General features: G+C 65.7%; 20 protein-coding genes. 8 read left to right on the top strand and 12 right to left on the bottom strand.

The window, feature by feature from the left end; translation table 11 throughout:
* Nucleotides 1-8: 8 nt before the first annotated feature.
* On the bottom strand, nt 9-473 hold the full coding sequence (locus AQZ52_RS16750; RefSeq protein WP_240481723.1) for a helix-turn-helix domain-containing protein: 465 nt from the start codon (nt 471-473) through the stop codon (nt 9-11).
* A gap of 233 nt (nt 474-706) precedes the next feature.
* On the opposite strand from AQZ52_RS16750, the gene AQZ52_RS16745 reads away from it, so the two are divergent.
* The gene (locus AQZ52_RS16745; RefSeq protein WP_067913599.1) at nt 707-1,384 is read left to right on the top strand and encodes a prolyl hydroxylase family protein; all 678 of its coding nucleotides are present in this window, start codon (nt 707-709) and stop codon (nt 1,382-1,384) included.
* A gap of 7 nt (nt 1,385-1,391) precedes the next feature.
* Here AQZ52_RS16745 and AQZ52_RS16740 read toward each other — a convergent pair whose 3' ends face one another.
* Nucleotides 1,392-3,047, bottom strand: a complete 1,656-nt coding sequence (locus AQZ52_RS16740; RefSeq protein ID WP_067913597.1) for a lysine--tRNA ligase — start codon at nt 3,045-3,047, stop codon at nt 1,392-1,394.
* Nucleotides 3,048-3,166: 119 nt separating this feature from the next.
* Here AQZ52_RS16740 and AQZ52_RS16735 point away from each other — a divergent pair, with 119 nt between their 5' ends.
* A complete protein-coding gene (locus AQZ52_RS16735) occupies nt 3,167-3,841 on the top strand; it encodes a nitroreductase (RefSeq protein WP_067913594.1) in 675 nt (224 codons plus the stop codon).
* A gap of 43 nt (nt 3,842-3,884) precedes the next feature.
* On the top strand, nt 3,885-4,475 hold the full coding sequence (locus AQZ52_RS16730; protein WP_156425005.1) for a hypothetical protein: 591 nt from the start codon (nt 3,885-3,887) through the stop codon (nt 4,473-4,475).
* A gap of 49 nt (nt 4,476-4,524) precedes the next feature.
* On the opposite strand, the gene AQZ52_RS16725 is transcribed toward AQZ52_RS16730, so the two are convergent.
* On the bottom strand, nt 4,525-5,406 hold the full coding sequence (locus tag AQZ52_RS16725) for a flagellin N-terminal helical domain-containing protein (protein WP_067913588.1): 882 nt from the start codon (nt 5,404-5,406) through the stop codon (nt 4,525-4,527).
* A gap of 181 nt (nt 5,407-5,587) precedes the next feature.
* On the opposite strand from AQZ52_RS16725, the gene AQZ52_RS16720 reads away from it, so the two are divergent.
* Complete coding sequence (locus AQZ52_RS16720; RefSeq protein WP_067913584.1) at nt 5,588-8,374, top strand: ATP-dependent DNA helicase; 2,787 nt, start codon at nt 5,588-5,590, stop codon at nt 8,372-8,374.
* Nucleotides 8,371-8,916 (top strand): SixA phosphatase family protein, encoded by a 546-nt coding sequence (locus AQZ52_RS16715; protein ID WP_067913581.1) that lies wholly within the window; start codon nt 8,371-8,373, stop codon nt 8,914-8,916. The genes AQZ52_RS16720 and AQZ52_RS16715 overlap by 4 nt, the downstream gene beginning before the upstream one ends.
* 71 nt (nt 8,917-8,987) lie before the next feature.
* On the opposite strand, the gene AQZ52_RS16710 is transcribed toward AQZ52_RS16715, so the two are convergent.
* The 6 genes from AQZ52_RS16710 to rpmF form a co-directional block, all read right to left on the bottom strand.
* Nucleotides 8,988-9,935, bottom strand: coding sequence for a DUF4274 domain-containing protein (locus AQZ52_RS16710; protein ID WP_067913578.1), 948 nt, complete (start codon nt 9,933-9,935; stop codon nt 8,988-8,990).
* A gap of 203 nt (nt 9,936-10,138) precedes the next feature.
* Complete coding sequence (locus tag AQZ52_RS16705; RefSeq protein WP_420806457.1) at nt 10,139-10,594, bottom strand: MerR family transcriptional regulator; 456 nt, start codon at nt 10,592-10,594, stop codon at nt 10,139-10,141.
* Nucleotides 10,581-10,880 (bottom strand): integration host factor subunit alpha, encoded by a 300-nt coding sequence (locus AQZ52_RS16700; RefSeq protein WP_067913574.1) that lies wholly within the window; start codon nt 10,878-10,880, stop codon nt 10,581-10,583. The genes AQZ52_RS16705 and AQZ52_RS16700 overlap by 14 nt, the downstream gene beginning before the upstream one ends.
* 149 nt (nt 10,881-11,029) lie before the next feature.
* Entirely contained in the window at nt 11,030-12,007 is a 978-nt protein-coding gene (locus AQZ52_RS16695; RefSeq protein ID WP_067913572.1) for a beta-ketoacyl-ACP synthase III, read from the bottom strand.
* Nucleotides 12,004-13,089: a phosphate acyltransferase PlsX gene (gene plsX, locus AQZ52_RS16690; protein WP_067913569.1), complete on the bottom strand. Its 1,086-nt coding sequence runs from the start codon at nt 13,087-13,089 to the stop codon at nt 12,004-12,006. Before plsX ends, AQZ52_RS16695 begins: the two co-directional genes overlap by 4 nt.
* A gap of 28 nt (nt 13,090-13,117) precedes the next feature.
* A complete protein-coding gene (rpmF, locus tag AQZ52_RS16685; protein ID WP_054121704.1) occupies nt 13,118-13,297 on the bottom strand; it encodes a 50S ribosomal protein L32 in 180 nt (59 codons plus the stop codon).
* 244 nt (nt 13,298-13,541) lie between these two features.
* Here rpmF and AQZ52_RS16680 point away from each other — a divergent pair, with 244 nt between their 5' ends.
* Entirely contained in the window at nt 13,542-13,940 is a 399-nt protein-coding gene (locus AQZ52_RS16680; RefSeq protein WP_067913566.1) for an MAPEG family protein, read from the top strand.
* 18 nt (nt 13,941-13,958) lie between these two features.
* Here the strand turns inward: AQZ52_RS16680 and AQZ52_RS16675 are convergent, their stop codons facing one another.
* Both AQZ52_RS16675 and AQZ52_RS16670 read right to left on the bottom strand, forming a co-directional pair.
* A complete protein-coding gene (locus AQZ52_RS16675) occupies nt 13,959-14,630 on the bottom strand; it encodes an MBL fold metallo-hydrolase (RefSeq protein ID WP_067913562.1) in 672 nt (223 codons plus the stop codon).
* An 87-nt stretch (nt 14,631-14,717) separates the two neighbouring features.
* Nucleotides 14,718-15,425 (bottom strand): S24 family peptidase, encoded by a 708-nt coding sequence (locus AQZ52_RS16670; RefSeq protein WP_067913556.1) that lies wholly within the window; start codon nt 15,423-15,425, stop codon nt 14,718-14,720.
* Nucleotides 15,426-15,540: 115 nt separating this feature from the next.
* Here AQZ52_RS16670 and AQZ52_RS16665 point away from each other — a divergent pair, with 115 nt between their 5' ends.
* Both AQZ52_RS16665 and AQZ52_RS16660 read left to right on the top strand, forming a co-directional pair.
* Nucleotides 15,541-15,729: a hypothetical protein gene (locus AQZ52_RS16665; protein WP_067913553.1), complete on the top strand. Its 189-nt coding sequence runs from the start codon at nt 15,541-15,543 to the stop codon at nt 15,727-15,729.
* Complete coding sequence (locus tag AQZ52_RS16660) at nt 15,719-16,138, top strand: hypothetical protein (protein WP_240481721.1); 420 nt, start codon at nt 15,719-15,721, stop codon at nt 16,136-16,138. The genes AQZ52_RS16665 and AQZ52_RS16660 overlap by 11 nt, the downstream gene beginning before the upstream one ends.
* A gap of 9 nt (nt 16,139-16,147) precedes the next feature.
* On the opposite strand, the gene AQZ52_RS16655 is transcribed toward AQZ52_RS16660, so the two are convergent.
* A complete protein-coding gene (locus AQZ52_RS16655; protein WP_420806453.1) occupies nt 16,148-20,689 on the bottom strand; it encodes a hypothetical protein in 4,542 nt (1,513 codons plus the stop codon).
* Between the last annotated feature and the right edge of the window lie 5 nt (nt 20,690-20,694).

Raw genomic sequence — 20,694 nt, 5'->3', positions numbered from 1 at the left:
CGCAATTTTCAACCGATTGAACCGATGGCGTCGAGCAATGACGTCGTCAGCCGGAGGCCGCGCGTTGTCAGGTTGACGTAGCGGCGGCGGGCATCATCCTGGTCCGCCACGCGCACGATCAGGCCCTCGCTCTCCAGCCGCGCGATCCAGCGCAGGACCGTGGTGGAAGGCAGCCCCGCAGCGGCGCAGACGCTCGACACCTGCAGCGCCGTCCGCGTTTTGCGGGCAATGTACAGGTCCAGCAGGATATCCCAGCCCGGCTCTCCGAAGAGCCCCTTGATCGGGCTTGCCGCATCGCGGCGGCGACGCGCTTCATACAGCAGTTTTGCGATGCGAAGGGTTTCCGCATCCAAGTCAACATGACCGTCCAAAGCCAACTCCTCGCTTTCCAAGGAAACGTTAGTCTCCGGATCCCGTTCGCCCCGCCGCTGGGCTCTCGGTGATCCGACCCTGACTGCTTTCACGGTCAGCATCCATCGTTACGTAAATCTTGGTAATGTCATGATCAATAAACCATCAACCATGAGATATATGTAACCATATTGCGCAATATTGGTAAGCCTGCAGCGCAAAAATATGGTCCGCAACGGTTTTAACTTTAGTTATCTTTGGTAACTTAAAAATAGCAGGATACTGTTACGCGGGAACGACCCGGGTTTACCTCGTGCCACTTGGCAGCGCAGGGCGGCTGCGGCATGAGCAGCGCATGATCGGATTTCGTCGCGCCCGGCCCGCCCATCAGGATGCCCCTGCGCTCGCCAAAGTGGGCGAACGGGTGCGCGCGCGGCTGGAGGCAGACCCCAGCGTCTACCGCCTGCCGGTCGACGCCATCGAGATCTACGGCGTCGCCGATTTCTTCACGGCGGAGGAATGCACCCGGCTGATCGGGATGGTCGATGCGGTGGCGCGCCCCTCCCCCACCTATCACGGCAACGCCGACAGCGGGCGGACGAGCTACAGCGGCGATGTCAATCCCGGCGATCCGTTCATCAAGATGCTGGAGCGGCGGATCGACGACCTCATGGGCATCGAGCCCGCGCATGGCGAGGTGATCCAGGGCCAGCGCTATGAACCCGGCCAGCAATTCCGCGCGCACTTCGATTACTTCGATACCGCCGCCAGCTACTGGCCGACCGAGGAAGGCCGCGGCGGGCAGCGGACATGGACGGCAATGGGCTACCTCTCGGACGTGGAGGCCGGCGGCGCGACGGAGTTCCCCAAGGTGCCGATCTCGGTGCCCCCGCAGAAGGGCGCGCTCTTGGTGTGGAACAACATGGGCCGCGACGGGAAGCCGAACCCGCTGACGCTCCACGCCGGGCGGCCGGTGGAGCGGGGGGTGAAGTATATCGTGACGAAGTGGTACCGCGCACGGCCTTGGTATTAGGGGGCGATCACGCCGCCGGCAGTTCCATGCCCTCCAGCGCTTCCGCGATCAGCCGCCGCGTGCCCTCGATGCCGTAGAGCGCGATGAAGCTGCCCATGCGAGGGCCCTGAGCCGAACCGAGCAGGGTTTCGTAGAGCGCCTTGAACCAGTCGCGCAGGCTTTCGAAGCCGTAGTGCGGGTCCTTGCCGATCTCGTAGACGAGGTTCTGCAGCAGCTCCGCCGTCGCATCGTCGCTGGTCGCGGCGAGTTCCTCGTCGAGTGCGGCGAGCGCGCGGGCTTCGTTGGCCTCGGGCTTGCGGCGCTTGAGCGTCGGGGCGACGAAATCGCGGTTGTACGCCAAGGCAGACGTGACCAGCGTATCGAGCGCGGGGTGCGCGGCGGGATCGGCGTTTTCGACGTAGTTCGCCAGGTACGACCAGACCTGCGCCCGTGTCGCCTGCGCCCCCAGCACGCCGACAAGGTTGAGCAGGAGGCCGTAGGTGACGGGGAGCGTATCTGCCCCAGAATCATTGGCCCCGCCGTGGTAGCCATTGGCACGCAGGAGGTGCCAGACGGGGTTGCCGAGCTGCTGTTCGATGGGCTGGCTGGGCAGCTTTTCGCGGAACTGCCAGTATTCATCGACCGCGCGGGGGATGATCCCGGCGTGGAGCGACTTGGCGCTCTTGGGCTCGCGGAAAAGATAGAAGCCTAGGCTTTCCTCGCTGCCATATTCCAGCCACTGCTCGATGGTGAGGCCATTGCCCTTGGACTTGGAGATCTTCTCGCCGTTCTCATCGAGGAACAGCTCGTAGATCAAACCCTCCGGACGCCGGCCGCCGAGGACCTGCGCGATGCGACCCGAATAGAGGTGGCTATCGGTGAGGTCCTTGCCGCACATCTCGTAATCGACGCCAAGCGCCGTCCAGCGCATGCCCCAATCGACCTTCCATTGCAGCTTGGACTTGCCGCCGAGGATCGACTGGACGACTACCTCGCCCTGATCCTCGAAGCGCACGAGCCCGGCTTCGGCATCGACGACTTCGAGCGGGACCTGCAGCACTTCGCCGGTCTTCTCGCTGATCGGCAGGACCGGCGAATAGGTGCGGCGGCGCTCTTCGCGCAGGGTGGGCAGCATGATGTCCATGATCGCGCCGAAATTGCGCAGAACGTTCCGCAGCGCATCGTCGAACTGGCCGGAATTGTAGCGGTCGCTGGCGGAGACGAATTCATACTCGAAGCCGAAGCGGTCGAGGAAGTCGCACAGCATCGCATTGTTGTGGTGCGCGAAGCTCTCGAACTTTTCGAAGGGATCGGGGATGCGCGTCAGCGGATGGCCGAGCTTTTCGGCCAGAACCTGCTTGTTGGGCACGTTGTCCGGCACCTTGCGCAGGCCGTCCATGTCGTCCGAAAAGGCGATCAGGCGCGTGGGGTGGCCACCTGTGAGTGTCTCATAGGCGCGGCGGACCAGCGTGGTGCGCAGCACTTCCTGAAAGGTGCCGATATGCGGCAGGCCCGAGGGGCCATAGCCGGTCTCGAACAGCACGGGCACGAGATCGCCAGCCGCATCGCGCTTGCCGCCCGGGAAGCGTTTGACCAGCTTGCGCGCTTCCTCGAACGGCCAGGCCTTGGAGGTCTGGCTGGCGGTGAAGGGATCAAGCGGGGCGGGGTTTTCTGCGTTTTCCATAGCGCCGTCCCTTTTGCGGATGGCCCCCCAAAGCGCAAGAGAAAGCAGCGCAAGGAAAAGGTTGTGCGCAGGGGGGCGAGGTCGCTACCGATCAGGAAAGAACTTTGGGGGAGCACTACATGGAATACGATGAGGTCATGCTCGGGCGGCGCAGCATCCGGGGCTACAAGCCCGATCCGGTGCCGCAGAAGCTGATCGAGGAAATCCTGGCGCTGGCGATGCGCGCGCCGACTTCGATGAACACGCAGCCGTGGAATTTCTACGTGATCACCGGCGAGCCGCTGGCGCGCATCCGTCAGGGCAACACCGAGCGCATTCTCGCAGGCGTTCCGGACAGCCGCGAGTTCCGCAAGGGCGAGCCCTTTGCCGGTGTGCACCGCGAACGCCAGATCGGCGTCGCCAAGCAGCTGTTTGCCGCGATGGGCATCGCGCGGGATGACGCGGCGATGCGGCAGGATTGGGTGCTGCGCGGCTTCCGCCAGTTCGATGCGCCGGTCTGCGTGATCGTGACCTACGACAAGGTGCTGGAAGGCAGCGACGACACCCCGTTCGATTGCGGCGGCGTGGTGAATGCGCTGGTCAATGCGGCATGGTCGCGCGGGCTCGGCACGGTGATCAACAGCCAGGGCATCATGCAGAGCCCGGTGGTGCGCGAACATGCCGGGATCGCGGACGATCAGGTGATCATGAAGAGCATCGCGCTCGGCTGGCCGGACGACAGTTTCCCTGCCAATGCCGTTGTATCCGAGCGCAAGTCAGTGGCCGAGGCGGCGACCTTCGTCGGGTTCGCGTGAGGCTGTAACGCCGTCCTAACCGCCGCGTGGCATGATCGGCAGCATGACGACGCTGATGTCACCGCCCGCGCCCGAACTGGAAGCGATCCTGCAGCGCGAGCTTCTGCCCGGGGAACGCCTGCTGTGGAGCGGCAGGCCCGATCCCTCGCGGCTGCGCGCGATCTTTGCGATCTGGTTCTTCGCGGTGCCGTGGACGGCCTTCGCGCTGTTCTGGGAGGCGATGGCGCTGCTGCCGTGGATGGCGAGCTCGCACACGCCGCTGGGCATCCAGTGGAGCTTCGGCATCGTGTTCCCGCTGTTCGGCCTGCCTTTCATCGGCATTGGCCTTGCGATGCTGTGGATGCCGTTCAAGGCGCAGCGCAAGGCCGCGCAGACGATCTATGGCCTTACCGACCGGCGGTTGCTGCGGGTAACCGCGTGCGGCAAGCGCGAAAGCGCCAGCGTGATGCTGGACCAGATGGGCCCCATCGACGTGACCGCCGATGCCGACGGCTACGGCACCTTGCGCGTCCAGACCGGCACCCGCGTGGACAGCGACGGCGACAAGGTGACCGAACGCTTCGAAGTGGCCGCCGTGCCCGAGGTGAACCGGCTGGAAGGCCTGCTGCTGGAAAAGCAGGCCAGGATCGCCTGATTTCCCCCTCTCCCAACCCTCTCCCCTCAAGGGAGGGGGTCTAGATACGTTACTTCAGCAGCGACAGCACGTTCTGCTGCGCCTGGTTGGCCTGCGCGATCATCGCGGTCGAGGCCTGGCTCAGGATCTGGGCCTTGGCCATGGCCGTCGTCTCGGCCGAATAATCGGTATCGAGAATGCGGCTCCGCGCGTCGGAGAGGTTGGTCACGTTGTCGGTGAGGTTGTTGATCACCGATTCGAGGCGGTTCTGGCCCGAACCGAATTCGGCGCGCGCGACATTGATCGCGGTGAGTGCGGCATCGACGTTGTCCATCGTGGTGCCGGCCTGCGTTGCCGTGCTCACGTCGATCGCCTGCGGCGTCGTCGTCGGATCGTAGGTGGTGTTGGTGCCGCCGAAGAGCTTGGTGCCGTCGATCGCCTTGCTGCGCAGGTCGACCGTATCGGTGGTGTTGCTGCCGGTCTGGATCGAGAACGTCGCATCGTCCGAACCATCGGCAGCCGGCGCCGCGCCGATGACGGTGAACAGCTTGGTGCCGTTAAACGTCGTCTTTTCCAGCACTTCGCTGATCTGCGAGGTGAGGTTGGCAACTTCGGACTGCATCGAGGTGCGGTCGGTATCGGTATAGGTGGCCGACTTGGCCTGGATCGCCAGTTCGCGGATCCGCTGCAGCATGGCGGTCACTTCGTTCAGCGCACCATCGGCGGTCTGGGCAAAGCTGATGCCGTCGTTGGCGTTGCGGATCCCCTGGCTCATGCCCTTGATCTGCGAGGTCATGGTGGTGGTGATCGCGAGGCCCGCCGCATCGTCCTTGGCGCCGTTGATGCGCTTGCCGGTCGACAGGCGCTCCATCGCGACGCCCGCCATCTTCGACGCAGAGTTCGAGGCGTTCGAGGCGCGGATCGCGCTGATATTGGTATTGATGACTGCCATGATTCCCATTCTCCACTATGGGCCGGAGCGTGGGGCTCCGTTCATGTCCCGAAAGGCCAGAACGGCCGAACCTTGCCGGGTTTAAGGCAAGCGCCCTGCAACGGGGTGTTTGGCCCATATGGGGAACCACGTAAGCGGGGCGCTTGCCCCGACCCCGCCTTTCCTCTCTAGTGGCCGGGCGATGGCTGCCACTTCAATCCCCGCAATCCATGCCAGCCACAGCGGCTGCTGGCTGCGCGACGCGCATGAGAAAGGAATTGGGGGCACGCGCCCTGTCGGCAAGGGCGAGGCGATCATGGCGGCGGCCGATACGCCGCTGCTCATGCTCAATGCGCCTCTGGTGGCGAGCCGGCTGGGCTACCCCGATCTTTCCGGGCTCGATCTGCTGGAGCTGTTCGCCTTTATCCACCCCGCGCGGTTCATGGTGCCCACGCCCAAGGGGCTGGCGCAGGCGCTGGGGCTGGCAGAGCCGGTCAGCGATGCCGGTGTGCCCGCTTTGCTGCAGGCGGCAGCGCAGGCCTTGCTCGCGGTGTGCGAGGACCCGGCCTGGCCCGAACGCGAGGGGGCATGGAGCGCGCTGCAATCGCTGGTGCGGCTGCGCTGGCCGTGGGCCGGGCTGCTAAGCCCCCGCATCGCGCAGCCGAGCCGCGCCGAGCGCTGGCTGTTCGCGCGCCTGCCGGAATGGGAGGAAGCGCCCGAGCGGCCACAGCCCGCGCAGATCGTGCTCGATGACGCGGCGATCACCGCAAGGCTTGCCGAATTGACCGGCAGCGGCGCGGAAGCACGCCCGGCGCAGCAGGCCTATGCCCGGGCGGCGGGCGCAATGTTCTCGCCGCGCGGGGGCCAGCGCCAGCCGCACATGGTGCTGGCTCAGGCGGGCACCGGCACCGGCAAGACCTTCGGCTATCTTGCGCCCGCCTCGCTCTGGGCGGAGCGGTCGGGCGGAACGGTCTGGGTCTCGACGTATACCAAGGCGCTGCAGCGCCAGCTGCGGCGCGAAAGCCGCGCGGCCTTCCCGCCGGACCGCGCGGCGCAGGCGGGGCGCGTCGGCCCTCCGGTGGTGGTCCGCAAGGGGCGCGAGAATTACCTCTGCCTGCTCAATCTGGAAGACGCGCTGCAGGGCGGGTTCACCGGGCGGCCGGCGATCATGGCGCAGCTCGTCGCGCGCTGGGCGGCCTATAGCCAGGACGGCGACATGATCGGCGGCGATTTGCCGGGCTGGCTCGGCACGCTGTTCAGGAAACGCGGGATCACCGCGCTGACCGACCAGCGCGGCGAATGCGTCTATGCGGGGTGCCCGCATTTCCGCAAATGCTTCATCGAGCGCGCGGCGCGCGCCTCGGCCGGGGCGGAACTGGTGATCGCCAACCATGCGCTGGTGATGATCAACGCCGCCCGCGCGCGCGAGCCTTCGCAGCGGCCGACGCGCATCGTGTTCGACGAAGGCCATCACGTGTTCGAGGCGGCGGACAGCACCTTTGCCGCCGCGCTCACCGGCGCGGAGACGGTGGAACTCAGGCGCTGGGTGATCGGGCCCGAGGGCAACCAGCGCGGGCGGCGGCGGGGCCTTGCCGCGCGTCTGGCGGATGTGGCGAGCTACGACGACGACGGGGCGCGCGCGATTGCCGATGCACGCGAGGCGGCGAGCGCCCTGCCCGGCGATGGCTGGCTGGCGCGCGTGGTCGAAGGCGAGCCGTTCGGGCCGCTGGAGGACCTGCTGGCGGAAACGCGCGAACTCGTGCTCGCGCGCGACGAGAGCGGCGGGCAGGAAGCGGGCTATGGGCTGGAGACCGAGGCAGCGCAGCTGGGCGGCAGCTTCATCGAGACGGCCGGCCGCGCGCAGGAAGCGCTGGAGGCGCTGCGCCAGCCCTTGATGCGCCTTGCCCTGCGGCTGGAAGCGCTGATCGAGGACGGGCCGGACTGGCTCGACGGACCGGCGCGGGCGCGGATCGAAGGCGCGCGCGGGGCCATCGGCTGGCGCACGGACCTGATCGCCGGGTGGATCAGTCTCCTCGCGCGGCTGGGCGGGCCGGGCGACCCTGAATTCGTCGACTGGCTGGCGCTCGAACGCTCCGAAGGGCGCGAGTGGGATATCGGCCTGCACCGCCGCTACCTCGATCCGATGAAGCCCTTTGCCGAGGCGGTGCTGGCGGGCGCGCACGGGGTGATGATGACCTCCGCCACGCTGACCGACGGCGCGGAGACGCAAAGCGGCGACTGGTCGAGCGCCGTCCTGCGCAGCGGAGCGCCGCATCTCGATGTGCGGCCGCAGGTGTTCACGGCGGCAAGCCCGTTCGACTATGCGCGCAACGCCGAAGTGCTGATCGTGACCGATGTGCCGCGCGGCGATATTCCCGCGCTTGCCAATGCCTATGGGCGGCTGATCGAGGCTTCTGGCGGCGGCGCGCTCGGCCTGTTCACCGCTATCCGGCGGCTGCGCGCGGTCTACGGCCGGATTGCCGACCGGCTGGCGCGCGGGGGCCTGCCGCTCTTTGCCCAGCATGTCGATCCGATCGATACGGGCACGCTGGTCGATATCTTCCGCGATGATCCGCGCGCCTCGCTGCTCGGCACCGATGCCTTGCGCGACGGGGTGGACGTGCCGGGCCATTCCCTGCGGCTGGTGGTGATGGAGCAGGTGCCCTGGCCCAAGCCTTCGATCCTCCACCGCGCACGGCGGCTGGCCCATGCGGAGAAGTTCGGAGGCGGGGGACAGGCCCATGACGACCGCATCATCCGCGCGCGGCTGGCGCAGGCCTTCGGGCGGCTGATCCGCACCGGCACCGACAAGGGGCATTTCGTGGTGCTCTCCTCGGCCTTCCCCTCACGGCTGCTCACCGCGTTCCCGCCCGGAACGCCCGTGCGCCGCGTCACGCTCGATGCGGCTTTACAAAGCGTGGCGGGCCGTGTTTCAGAAGGCGCCGACGCACCCGCGCCGGCCAGCCCGATCAACGAGACCCGCCCTTGAAAAAGCTCGCTCTTCTGCGCCATGCGAAGTCCGACTGGTCGGATGCACGGGCCCGCGATTTCGACCGGCCGCTGAACGCGCGCGGGGTGCGCGGTGCGCGGGCGATGGGCGAATACATCAAGAGCACCTGCCTGACATTCGAGCGCATCATCGCCTCACCCGCCGTGCGCGTGGCCGAGACGATCGAGGAAGCGAGCAAGGCCTGGGGGCACAGCTTTCCGGTCGAGTGGGACCGCCGGATCTACCTCGCGAGTTCCGCAACGCTGATCGACCTCTTGCGCGAGCTATCGGGCGAGCCCGAAAGCGTGCTGATGATCGGCCACAATCCGGGCCTTGAGGACCTGATCTTCGACCTCGTGCCCGATGACGGCACCAGCCCGCTGCGCGAGGACGTGGAAGTGAAGTTCCCGACCGCGACCTTCGCTGTGATGGAACTCGCCATCGAACGCTGGGCCGATCTGGATGAACGCTGCGGGAAGCTGGTGGCCATGAAGCGGCCACGCGATCTCGACCCGGCGCTGGGGCCGACGCTCAACGATTGAGTGCGAGGCTTACCAACTCTCGAAATCCAGCACACGCGGCCGCAGAGATTTCGCACAAAACCACAGTTCGTTCAGGCGAGGCGGATGGCCCGCGGGCTGATGAGGATGCGTGCCAGCGCATAGCTAAGGGCTGTGGCTGCCACGAGAGCGACAGCAAGCAGGCCGTAGCGTACGATCGCCGAAGCTGCATGGCCGGAGGCCATCCAGAAATAACCGCGGCCAATGGCCATTCCCGCGACAGCAGCCAGAGCCACCGTCGCCACAATCCATGACGAGGACAGTCTATAGCCGCCATGGACGGCCGCATTCATGGTCCTCAGGTTCGCAACGCCACTGCGAAGACAATAGGCAAGGCAGGCAATGGCGGCGATCCAAACGAGTGGACCGCCAGTTTTCGAGGACAGGGACATTGTTGCCCATGCAACACCAAATCCCGCACCAGCGACGCTTGCGAACATGCCGAATGCATCGAGCATGACGTTACCGGCAAACAAATCGCGGAAATCGAAATCGTCGTCATGACCCGCGACCCTTCGCCCCGCGATCCGCAGCAACTTCAGCTCGGGATGGAGTTTGACCCTCGGATCCGCCACGCCTTTCTGACGTTCGACAAGCTCCTCCAGATCGCTGTGGCGCCCGGCCTCATTGATCGCCTTGAACGCAGGATCATTGAGCCCATGATCTTCGAGAAAGTCATAGGCGATTTCTGAACGGATATAGCCGGTCGTATTGAAGCGCTCGGAGATGTATCGCAGCATTGGCGCAACGGCGTAGACGTCTTCTCCCATTTGCGCTTCTTCGGTCTCGTAGTCGTAGCCCGTTGGACAGCCCTTCCAAAAGATCAGCAACGCCGTAGCCTTGTCGCATTCCGGCTGACTGACAATCCAGTAAAGCCCGTCCAACCGATCATCCCAGTTGTGGTTCAGCGCATAACGATGCCAAACATCGGGCGAGGCGTTTTTCAAATATGTAATGAGACTGGCGCGATATTCGTCATCGCTGCTTGCCCAATCGAGCATGTTTTTCACTCGGCCCCGGCTTTCCGACTATCGGAAACGTGCCGCAGAACTAGCAGATCCGCACTAAGGCACGGTAAACGCCTCGGCGGATATCGCAACAGACCGATGGCGGAGTTACCTGCACTGCAGCATGAGGCGGTGGGACCATATGGAAACTGCAAAGATCCCAAGCCCGCGGCTCCGCGCGGGACAGCCCAGCGCTCTCAGTCCTCCAGTGCATCCGCCAGACGGTGACGGATCGTTTGGAGATGGCGGCGCAGGATGCGGATGGCGGCGATGATTTCGTCTTCGGCGGGCATGCCGGGGGTGCGCGGTGCCGGTTCCGGGCCAGCTTCGGGCGCGGCAGCCGGCGCAGGCCTCGCCGGGGCCTTGCCCGAAAGCGCCTGGCGGGCTCCGCGGATGGTGTAGCCTTCGCGGTGGAGAAGCTGGTCGATCCGCGCGACGAGCGCGACGTCTTCCGGGCGGTAGTAGCGGCGGCCGCCGGCGCGGGTCAGCGGACGGAGCATCGGGAACTGCTCTTCCCAGTAGCGCAGGACGTGCTGTTTCAGGCCAAGCGCTTTTGCGACTTCGCCGATCGTGCGCAGGGCATCGGGCTCCTTGCCATCAGCGAAGGCAGGAGGGGCAGGCGGCACCGATCCCGGGGTATCAACTGCTTGCAGCAATCCGGTCCTTCAGCATCTGGCTTGCGCGGAACGTCATGACGCGGCGCGGGGTGATGGGCACTTCGACACCGGTCTTGGGATTGCGACCGATGCGCTGTGCCTTGTCGCGTAGCAGAAAGGTTCCGAATCCGGAAATCTTTACATTCTCGCCCTCTGCCAGCGCCTCGCACATGTGATCGAGAATGGATTCGACCATGCCCAGCGAATCCGCCCGCGACAGGCCGACACGGCGATTGATGCTCTCTGCAAGATCAGCGCGAGTAAGAGTCCCTACTGAACGCATCCCTGATTCCCCCGATAAAAAAGCGACAAGCTGGCTTGACACAATACAGTGTCCGCCACGCTTTACAATCCGCTTTCCATATTATTTTATCGGCCAATCCATTGGTCCGCAACGAAAACTGCATCGCGAACCGTTCGAGATTGGGGAAATCACACGCGGACGAGGCTGGCTCCCCAGGTGAATCCGCCGCCCATCGCCTCGAACATCACGAGATCGCCGGGCTTGATCCGGCCGTCGCGCACCGCGGTATCGAAGGCGAGCGGGACCGAGGCCGCGCTGGTATTGGCGTGGCGATCGACCGTCACCACCACCTTTTCCCCCGGCAGGCCGAGCTTGCGCGCGGTCGCATCGAGGATGCGCGCATTGGCCTGGTGCGGGACCACCCAATCGATATCCGCCGGCACATGGCCGGTGGCCTCGAGCACTTCCTCGAGGACGGCGGCAAGGTTGACCACGGCATGGCGGAACACCTCGCGGCCCTTCATGCGCAGCTTGCCGACCGTACCAGTGCTGGAAGGGCCGCCGTCCATGTGGAGCAGTTCGTTGTGCGCGCCATCGGCGTGGAGCCGGGTGGCCAGAATGCCGGGCGCGGACGGATCGCTCTCGTCCACATCGACCGCTTCGAGCACGATCGCGCCAGCGCCGTCGCCAAACAGCACGCAGGTGGTGCGATCTTCCCAATCGAGCAGGCGGCTCATGGTTTCGGCGCCGATGACCAGCGCACGCTTTGCCATGCCGGTGCGCAGCAGCGCATCAGCCGTGCCCAGCGCATAGAGGAAGCCCGAGCAGACCGCGGCGACATCGAACGCGATACCGCCGCGGCAACCGAGCGCGTTCTGGACGATCGTCGCGGAAGCCGGGAAGGTCTGGTCCGGGCTGCACGTGCCAAGCACGATGAGATCGATCGAGGCCGCTTCGATGCCGGCCGCTTCGAGCGCCTTGCGGCAGGCCTCGGTGGCCAGCGTCGCCGTTGTCTCGCCCGCGCCCGCAATGTGGCGGTTGCGGATGCCGGTGCGCTCGACGATCCACTCGTCGGTCGTGTCGACCATGCTGGCAAGCTCGGCATTGGGAACCGCGCGGACAGGAAGCGCGGAACCGCTGCCGCGAATGACCGAACGTAGCGTCATGCACCGGCTCCCGGTGCTTCGGGAGCGGGCCGCACCCGCGCTGCGGTGCCGCGCATGGTTTCCTCGCCAACCCGGGCAAGGTCTGCCGCGATGCGTTCCGTCAGCCGTTCGGACAGCAGGCGCGCGGTGACCGCGACCGCATGGGCGACGCCGAGCGCAGAGGCGCTGCCGTGGCTTTTCACGACGACACCGTTGAGACCGAGGAACACTGCGCCATTGTGATTGTTGGGATCCAGATGATGTTTGAGCAGTTCGGTCGCCGGCTTTGAAATGAGGAAGCCGAATTTCGAACGCAGCGAGCTCGAAAAGCTGCGACGCAGGAGATCGGCGACGAAGCGCGCCGCGCCTTCCATCGCCTTCAGCGCGATATTGCCGGTGAAGCCGTCGGTGACGACGACGTCGATGTCCCCGCGCGAGAGCTTGTCCGCCTCGGTGAAGCCATCGAAGCGGAAGGCCAGCGCCTCACCCGCCTGCTTGAGCATCGCGGCCGCCTCGCGCAGCTCGTCGGTGCCCTTGATGTCTTCGGTGCCGATATTGAGCAGCCGCACGCGGGGCTCGTCCTGCCCGTGGACGACGCGCGCATAGGCCGCGCCCATGATCGCGAACTGGACAAGATTGCGCGCGTCGCATTCGGTGTTGGCACCGAGATCGAGCATGACGAGATCGTGATCACCGAGCGTAGGCACCAGTGCGGCCAGCGCCGGCCGGTCGATGCCCGGCATCGTGCGCAGCGCGACTTTCGACATCGCCATGAGCGCGCCGGTATTGCCAGCGCTTACGGCTGCCCCCGCCTCGCCGCTCTTCACCGCCTCGATCGCGAGGCCCATCGATGTGGTGCGGGCGCGGCGCAGGGCCTGGGTCGGTTTTTCATCACCAGCCACGACATCAGGCGCGTGAAGGATTTCGGAAGCCGCGCGCAGGTTCGGGTGAGCTTCGAGGGCCTGCTTGATCGCGCCCTCGTCTCCCACCAGCAGGAACTTGAACTGGTCATGTTGACGGCGCGCAAGCGCGGCGCCTTCAACCATGACGCGCACGCCTACATCGCCGCCCATCGCATCGACGGCGATACGCGGCAAAGCCATAGCCCGGCTGTCTCCCCCTCAGCCGAAATCAGAGGCCGACGGCGATGATCTCGCGGCCGTTGTAGTGCCCGCAGGCACCGCACAGCATGTGCGGGCGCTTGAGTTCACCACAGTTGGAGCATTCGTGGAAGGCTTCGGCCTTCAGCGCATCGTGGCTGCGACGCATGCCCCGGCGAGAGGGCGAGGTCTTTCTTTTGGGGACGGCCATCGCGGCACCTGTTCCTGATCTAAAAGTCGTCTACGGGCTAGCGCGATAAGCAAATCCCGCCCTGCACACAACCCCTGTTGGGACGCCCTGAAGATGGCGGCCCAACGGGAATTCGGCAGCAGGCTGGAGTCGCCAATCGCGGGCGAAGGCGCGCCTATACGGATTTCTGGATGCTTTGCAAGCGCCGCTCCGCTAGGAGGACGCGGGGTGCAATACCATAAACCAAAAAAGGGGATACCTGAACATGACTTTACCTCTCGTGCTGCCCATCACGCTGGGCGCCGTGGCCGCGGCCGCGCTCATCAACATCTGGCTCTCGATCCGCTGCGGCCAGGTGCGCACGGCCGAAAAGGTCTCGGTCGGCGACGGCGGGAACGACAAGCTGATCCGCCGCATGCGCGCCCATGCGAACTTCAACGAGAACACCCCGATCGTGCTGGTGCTGATTGCCGCGCTGGAACTGGCCAACCCCGGCAGTCCTGCGCTGGCGGTGGTGGCGGGCGTCTATCTGGCGGGCCGGGTGATGCATGGCCTTGGCATGGATGGCGGCAGCTTTGCCATCGGGCGCATGATCGGCACCCTCATCACCTTGCTCACCCTGCTTGGCCTTGCGATCTGGGCAATCATGAGCGCGATGGCCTAAGGCTCAACACACCAGACATCACTGCATCAGATTGTAATCGCTGACGAAGCTGTTGGTCTGGCGTTCCCGGCCGAAGGTGCTGTTCGGCCCATGGCCGGGAACGAACATGATATCATTGCCCAGCGGCCAGAGCTTCTCGGTGATCGAGGCGATGAGCTGGGCATGGTTGCCCATGGGAAAATCGGTGCGCCCGATCGAACCCTGGAAGATGACATCGCCCACCACCGCAAAGCGCGAGGGCTGGTGGACGAAAACCACGTGGCCTGGCGTGTGACCGGGGCAGTGGATCACATCGAGCTCGACCTCGCCCACGGTGACCGTGTCGCCGTCGTTCAGCCAGCGCGTCGGCTCGAACACTTCGCCCTGGATGCCCCAGCGCTTGCCGTCCTCGTCCAGCCGCGAAATCCAGAAGCGGTCCGCCTCGTGCGGGCCCTCGATCGGCACACCGAGTTCCCTGGCGAGGACGCCGGTGATGCCGCAGTGGTCGATATGGCCGTGGGTGACGAGCAGCTTCTCGATCGTGACGCCCGACTTTTCGATCGCGGCGCGCAGCCGCTCGATATCGCCGCCGGCATCGATGAACGCGCCGCGCATCGTCCTGGTGCACCAGATCAGCGTGCAGTTCTGCTGGAGCGGCGTGACGGGGATGATGGCGGCCTTGAGCGGCTGCTGGATGGCGGTCTCGGTCATGGCCTGCAAGGTGGCGTCTGGAGGCGGGCAAGGCAACCCCTCCGTCAACGCTTCGGGGGGCGAATGCGGGTCAGAAAGGTAAAAATCCTAGACGCGTCCACCCTTCCAGACGACGCGGCCGAGCACGGCAACATCGGCGCGGGGGCGTTCCAGACGCGGGTAGGCGGGATTGTCGCTGATGATCTGGATCGCGCCTGCAGAGCCCGGCTCCAGCCGCTTGACCAGCAGCACATCATCGACCCGGATCACGTGAAGCCCGCTAAGCAAGGGCCGCGCGGAGCGGTCGACAAGAATCTCGTCGCCATCGCGCAGGGTGGGCTCCATGGAATCGCCCTCGACCTCGATCACGCTGAGCATGGCGGGTTCAAGCCCCTGCTGGCGCAGCCAGCGGCCGGAAAAGCGCAGCCGGTCAACCGGCGCGGGATCGAGCGCAACGGTGCCGGGACCGGCTGAAGCACCGAGCGGAAGGCGCGGGATATCCGCCCAATCGGCCGCGCGAACGGGCGCCCCCGCTCCAACCGTCAGGACAGTTTCGCGCGAGGGAGCACCGAGTTCGGCCTCCTCCACACCGAAGAATTCGGCGAGGGCGCGGCGGTCATTTTCCTCCAGCTTGCGCGGGGACCCCTTGCGCACGAACTGCTGGAGATAGGCGGCGTTGCGGCCCAGCAGACCCGAGAGCGCGGCAAGGCTGACCCCGCGCTCCGCCGCCAGCGCGACAAGACGGGCACGGGCCGGATCCATCGCCGGATCAACGGGCCCGGCGGAGCCTTGTTGCGTCTCGATTCGGGAATTCATCGCCTTCCTCCATATTCGAAGGATTTTTCCTAGACCTGTAGGAATAATCCGTCAACATAAGAAAAATCTTATTTCGACTCATCCCGCATTCCACTTCACCGACGGAGGCCCTGCCATGTTGATCAGGAAGATCGAACGGTTCCTTTCCCACCACGGCATGCCGCGCACGCGCTTCGGCCGCCTTGCCGCGCAAGACCCGCGCTTCGTCGATGATTTGCGCAATGGCCGCGAACCCCGCCCCGCGACGGAAGCACGCGTGGAACATTTCATGAACAATTATCGGAGCACCAGCCATGTGGCTTGATCACCTGTTCCCCGCCCAGATCCTTTCCCAACGGCCCTTCGAGCGCAAATCGGCTCAGGAAGACGGGCTGCCGGGCACTCCGCATCCGCGCGTGCGGATCAGCCCCGGGACCCGCCTCCTGCGCGCCGTCCTCGCGCTGGCCGGGCCCGAAGCCGAACTGATGCAGCACAGCGAGGCCCCCTGGGCCAGCGTGACCTTCGCGGGCACGCGCCACACCATCGTGCTGTGCTATGATGGCTGGGAAGCCTGCGACGCCGCCGAGGCGCTGATGGCCACCCTGCCCGAGCACGAGTTCACGATCCCGCGCACGCTGGTAGCCGATGCCGCGGTGGTCCGGCTCGACCAGAGCCTGCTGCCCGAACCGAAGATGACGCTGGAGCTGGCGCTGCTGCTGCTCGATGATGTGTGACGATGGGGCTCAGGGCCGCGCCGCCAGCAGCGGCGCGGGCCTGGCACCGACCCACAGGCTCATGTCCACCGCGTTGCTCACCTTGAACGGCTGGCCGGCCTTGTTCAGGAACAGCGCTTCCATCTCCTGCCGGGTGAACGGGCGCGAGCCGAGGCGGCCGAACACGGCGATCTGGCCGCCGGTTTCATCGACGCCGCGATCCCGGTCGAGGCCCTTCGAGAGCGCCAGCGCCGGGCTCGGCGTGTGGGCCCAGGCGATCAGTTCGGGCCTGGGTTCGGGCGAGAAGCCGTAGAAATTGGGCTGGCTGGCGGGCGAGGTCAGCTGGAGGACCTTCACGCCGTTGATCCCGTCCGCGACATAGGCAAAGAGCGAGGCATTGGTCGAGGCGACGATCACGTCCTCGGCATCGGTGAGTGCGCCATCGGCGGTGAAGGTCTGATAGATCGAGGGCCGCGTCGGCGCCGTGATATCGACGATGACAAGACCCTGCTTCTTCGCCGCGACATAGGCATAAGTGCGCGCGAGATAGACGCGGCGCGCGTCTTCCAGCGGGACGGTGGCCGAAGGCACCGGCTGGGGCCTCGCAAGATTGGTCACGTCCATCAGCTCGAGGCCGTTCGCCGTCGTCACCCACAGATAGCGGAACTGCACGGCGGTTGCGCGCGGATCACGCAAGGGCACGACCGAAGTGACCTTGGGATCGAGGCAGGTCTCGCCGCCCTTCTTGTCCGAAACCTCGCAGGGCGCAGCGGGGGACCACGGCTTTGTCAGGTGGACCGTCACCAGCGCCTTGTCGGTGACGATATAGGCATAGTCACCCGCCAGCGTGATGTGCCGCGCGCCCTTCAGCACGCCGTCCGGATTGAAGGTCAGGGCGCGGTGGAAGAAGTTGTTGCGGAACTCGCCATCGGCCAGCGTATCGACGTTGACCGCGATCAGGCCTTCCACCGCATCGGTGATGAAGGCGTAGTGGTAGATCGGCGAGAACGGCTGTTCCTGGTTCGCCTCGCGCATTTCGGGCGTGTTGCGCGTGGGCGCAATCGACTGGTTGGTGGGCAGCGCCATGCAGGTCGCGTCGGTCGTAGCAACATGCGTGTCGTGGCCGAGGGGCGAGAACGGCGCGGTCACGATGCGTTCGGAGAAGCCCTTGTCGCCGATGGCGGCGATATCATAGGCGCGGAAGCCCCCCTTGCCTTCGGCGACGAACATGTATTCGCCGCGCATCTGCAGGCAGTGCACCGCATCCGAAGTGCCCTTCGTGATATTGGTGAACTCCTCGCGGCCGGTCGTCTCGCCCGCCAGATGCTTGTCGACAATCGCGCCGCGGGTCCAGTTCTTGAGTTCGCGGTTGTTCTTCTCGACATGCTGCCGGTAGAAATCGGGGTAGGCATAGCGGTGGAGGTAGCTGCCGATCACGGCCTGCGGCTCGTCCCACTCGGTGACGCGCACCGCCTCGAACCCGCCGTCCAGCCCGAACCACGCGTTCATGCCGACGAAGTTGACGGTGTTGGTGCCGAGCAGGAGCAGCTGCGCCATGATGGCGTTGTTGTCATCATCCTTGCTGAGGTGGCAATCGGTGCATTGCTTGGTCTCGGCCGTTCTGACGGTATGCGGGAAGTGCGGCGCGAAGGCCTGTGACGAATAGCCCGGCGAGGAAATCGGCGGCTGCTGCACGTAGATCCGCTCGCGGTTGATGTTCGTCGAGGAGAGGATCAGCGCCGAGGTCGAACGGATCGGCGCGGTTATGGCCTTGCCCGATATCGGATTGCCCGAAGCATCGAACTGCACCGGATCGGAACCCGACGACTTGTTCCGCTGGTGCTTGCCGAGCTGGAACATGTCATCGCGCGCGACTTGCGGATTATAGGTCGCGTAGTTGCGGGTATAGTCTTCCTCGTACTTGTGCGTGGCGGACTTCCAGTTGGCCTCGATGGGGAGGTGGCAGCCGGCGCACGAAGTGGTCCACGAGAGGTGGCAGGTGAAGCAGGCCATGTCGTCATCGCCATGCGCGCGCTCCGCCTTGGGGACGCCGAGGCCGAAGCGGAACAGGCCGTCCTCCGCGCCCGACTTGCCCATCAGTTTGGCGCGCGCCGCCTTGGGGTTGAACACGGGCTTGCCGGAGGGTTCGGTAACGCCCTGATACTGCGGATCGACCGATTCCTTCACGAGGCTGACGCGCCACGACAGCTTCGGATCGATGATCGAACGCTGGGTCAGCACGCGGCGGCCGTTCTCCATCGACCACTCGAAGCGGCGCTGGCCATCCATGTTGCGCAGCAGCGCGAGGTTTTCCCCCTTCTCCGGCGCGGCGAGGTTCGAGGTCATCAGTGTCGGGTAGGCGTCCGGCGTGCCATGGCAGTCCTTGCAGCCGATGGAGACGGCATTGGCGACTTCGCCGTAGATGAGGCCATTGCCGTGGCTGTCCTGCGCGAAGTGGCAATCGGCGCACTGCATGCCGAGCTGCGCATGGATATCCATCATGTGGACCGACTTGCCGGGATTGTCCGGCCCGACATCGACGAACTTGCCCTCGCCGTTCTTGCGCCACTTCTCCGGATCGTCCGGCGCAATGATGTGCGCCTTGTCGGTGCCGTAAGTGGACATGTCGCCATCGGCATCGAGCAAGTTGCCGCGCCGGTCACGCTTCAGGATCGCGCGGAAGTTCCAGCCGTGGCCGTGGTAGTCGGCGAACTGGGTGTCCTTGTTGTCCTTGTTGAGATCGTAGACGTTGCGCAGGAATTCGACATCGCGCCACAGGCCGTGCGTGCTCGCGCCCTCGGGGTTGCGATCGAGCACCTCGCGCGCTTCGGCCATGTTGGGGTGGAACTGCGTCTTGAACGCACGCTTCCAGTCGGCATCCGAAATGCCGGCGGGGCGAGGCGCGGTATTCTCCGGCCCGGGCCACATGCGCGGCGCATCGGACTCATAGTCCCACATCGTGTAGCCGAGGAACGAGTTCAGGAAGATGTTGGGCTGGTGCATGTGGCAGTTCATGCACTGCGCGGTGGGGATCGCGCGGGTGAAGGCGTGGACCAGCGGATGGCCGCGCTCGCGCTCCGCCATCGGCACCGGACCATCGGATGCATGGCCGCCCGCATCGAGGCCTGCGGCGGCATGGGCCTCAGCCTGGCTCATCCGGTGCTCGTCCATCGTGCCGTGCGGCGCGGGGCCTTCGGCCGGCGCGTAGACCAGCTGCTCGGCGCTCGCGATGGCGCGGGCGCAATCGCCTTCGCGGTCGGCAGACTCTTCGGGATCGGTCGCATCGCCGCCCATGTACGTGCCGCGCCCGCCCAGCACGGTGCCGCGCACGCGGGTTTCGTGGCCGTGCTTTGCCGCATCATAGGTGCCGTAAGCGCCGGTGCGGTGCTCTCCTTCGCGCAGGCCATTGATCGTCGGGTCCGCCGTAATCGTCTGCCCGTCGCGCCCGCACTTGGCGTAGTTCAGGCTGTGGCGCGGCTCGCGGTCGTTCGCATAGATCACGTGGCACGAAGCGCAGCCCGAGGAGCGGTAATCGCCCGGCTGATCGTTGGTGCCCATCTGGAACAGGAACGGATCGTTGAGGCGTGTCTTGTGGATGTTGAGCACGGGAATCGCGACGCGCAGGCCGGTGGCCGGGCCGCGGTTCGATTGCTTGAGATCGGGGCGGCCCGGCTCTTCCAGCCGCTGGATCAGGCCAGTCGAGTTGGGCAGGCCGATTTCGGGGAACTGCGGGTTGATCGTGCGCCCGCCATCCTCGAACACCCGGAACACATCGCCCGGCGGGATCGTGTGCCACTTGGGGAGCGGATAGAGGATCGGCAGCGCCCCGCGCGCCTTCTCCGCCGGGGTCACGGTGCCCCACATCGGCTTGCCATCGGGGCCGATCTGCTTCGAGGCGGACTTGAGCAGCGCCGGCTCGCCGCCGCGCGTGAAACTCTCGCCGAACATGTAGTTCTTGAAGGGCACGATGCCGTTGTTATAGGCCGCGCCGCCCCACAGCATCGCGCCGGTGCTCATCAGCGAGCGCTCCGACGCCTCGATGATGGACATGTGGCAGGCCCCGCAGGAATCGCGCGCGACGCGGTAGTCCGATGGGTTCACGAAGCGGATGAACTCGGGGCTTTCCTTGGCGAGCAGCGCATAGGAGCGCTTGGGGTTTGCCGAACTCGGCCAGCCCCACGCGACCGGGTACCTGGGCAGGACATGCGCGTCCTTCATCGCCGCGACATAGTCCATCGAGCCGCGCGCCCAGCGCCGGTCAGCGACGACCTGCGTGTTCCCGCCGTGGCAATCGGCGCACGACAGCACGACGGCGGGGCTGGCGTGCATGGTGCGGTGGTCGCTCCTGGTATGGCAACTCACGCAGCCCGCGTTCTGCTTGTCGACATAGGCCCATTGCTCGGCCGCCGTCTCGCCCGGCTGGCCGCGCGGCGCGGGCGGTGCGCGGGTGTAGGTGATCTTCTGCGCGATCTCCTCGCCCGAGGCCCAGAGCGCACTCGGCACGCCCAGCGCAGTCATCAGCAGGGCCAGCCAGATCAGCCATGTTTTGCGGGGTGAGGTGTGCATGGCCATGCCCA

The sequence above is a fragment of the Novosphingobium fuchskuhlense genome (genome assembly GCF_001519075.1).
In the GTDB taxonomy this organism is placed as follows: domain Bacteria; phylum Pseudomonadota; class Alphaproteobacteria; order Sphingomonadales; family Sphingomonadaceae; genus Novosphingobium; species Novosphingobium fuchskuhlense.
This window is presented reverse-complemented; position numbering and strand designations above follow the sequence as displayed.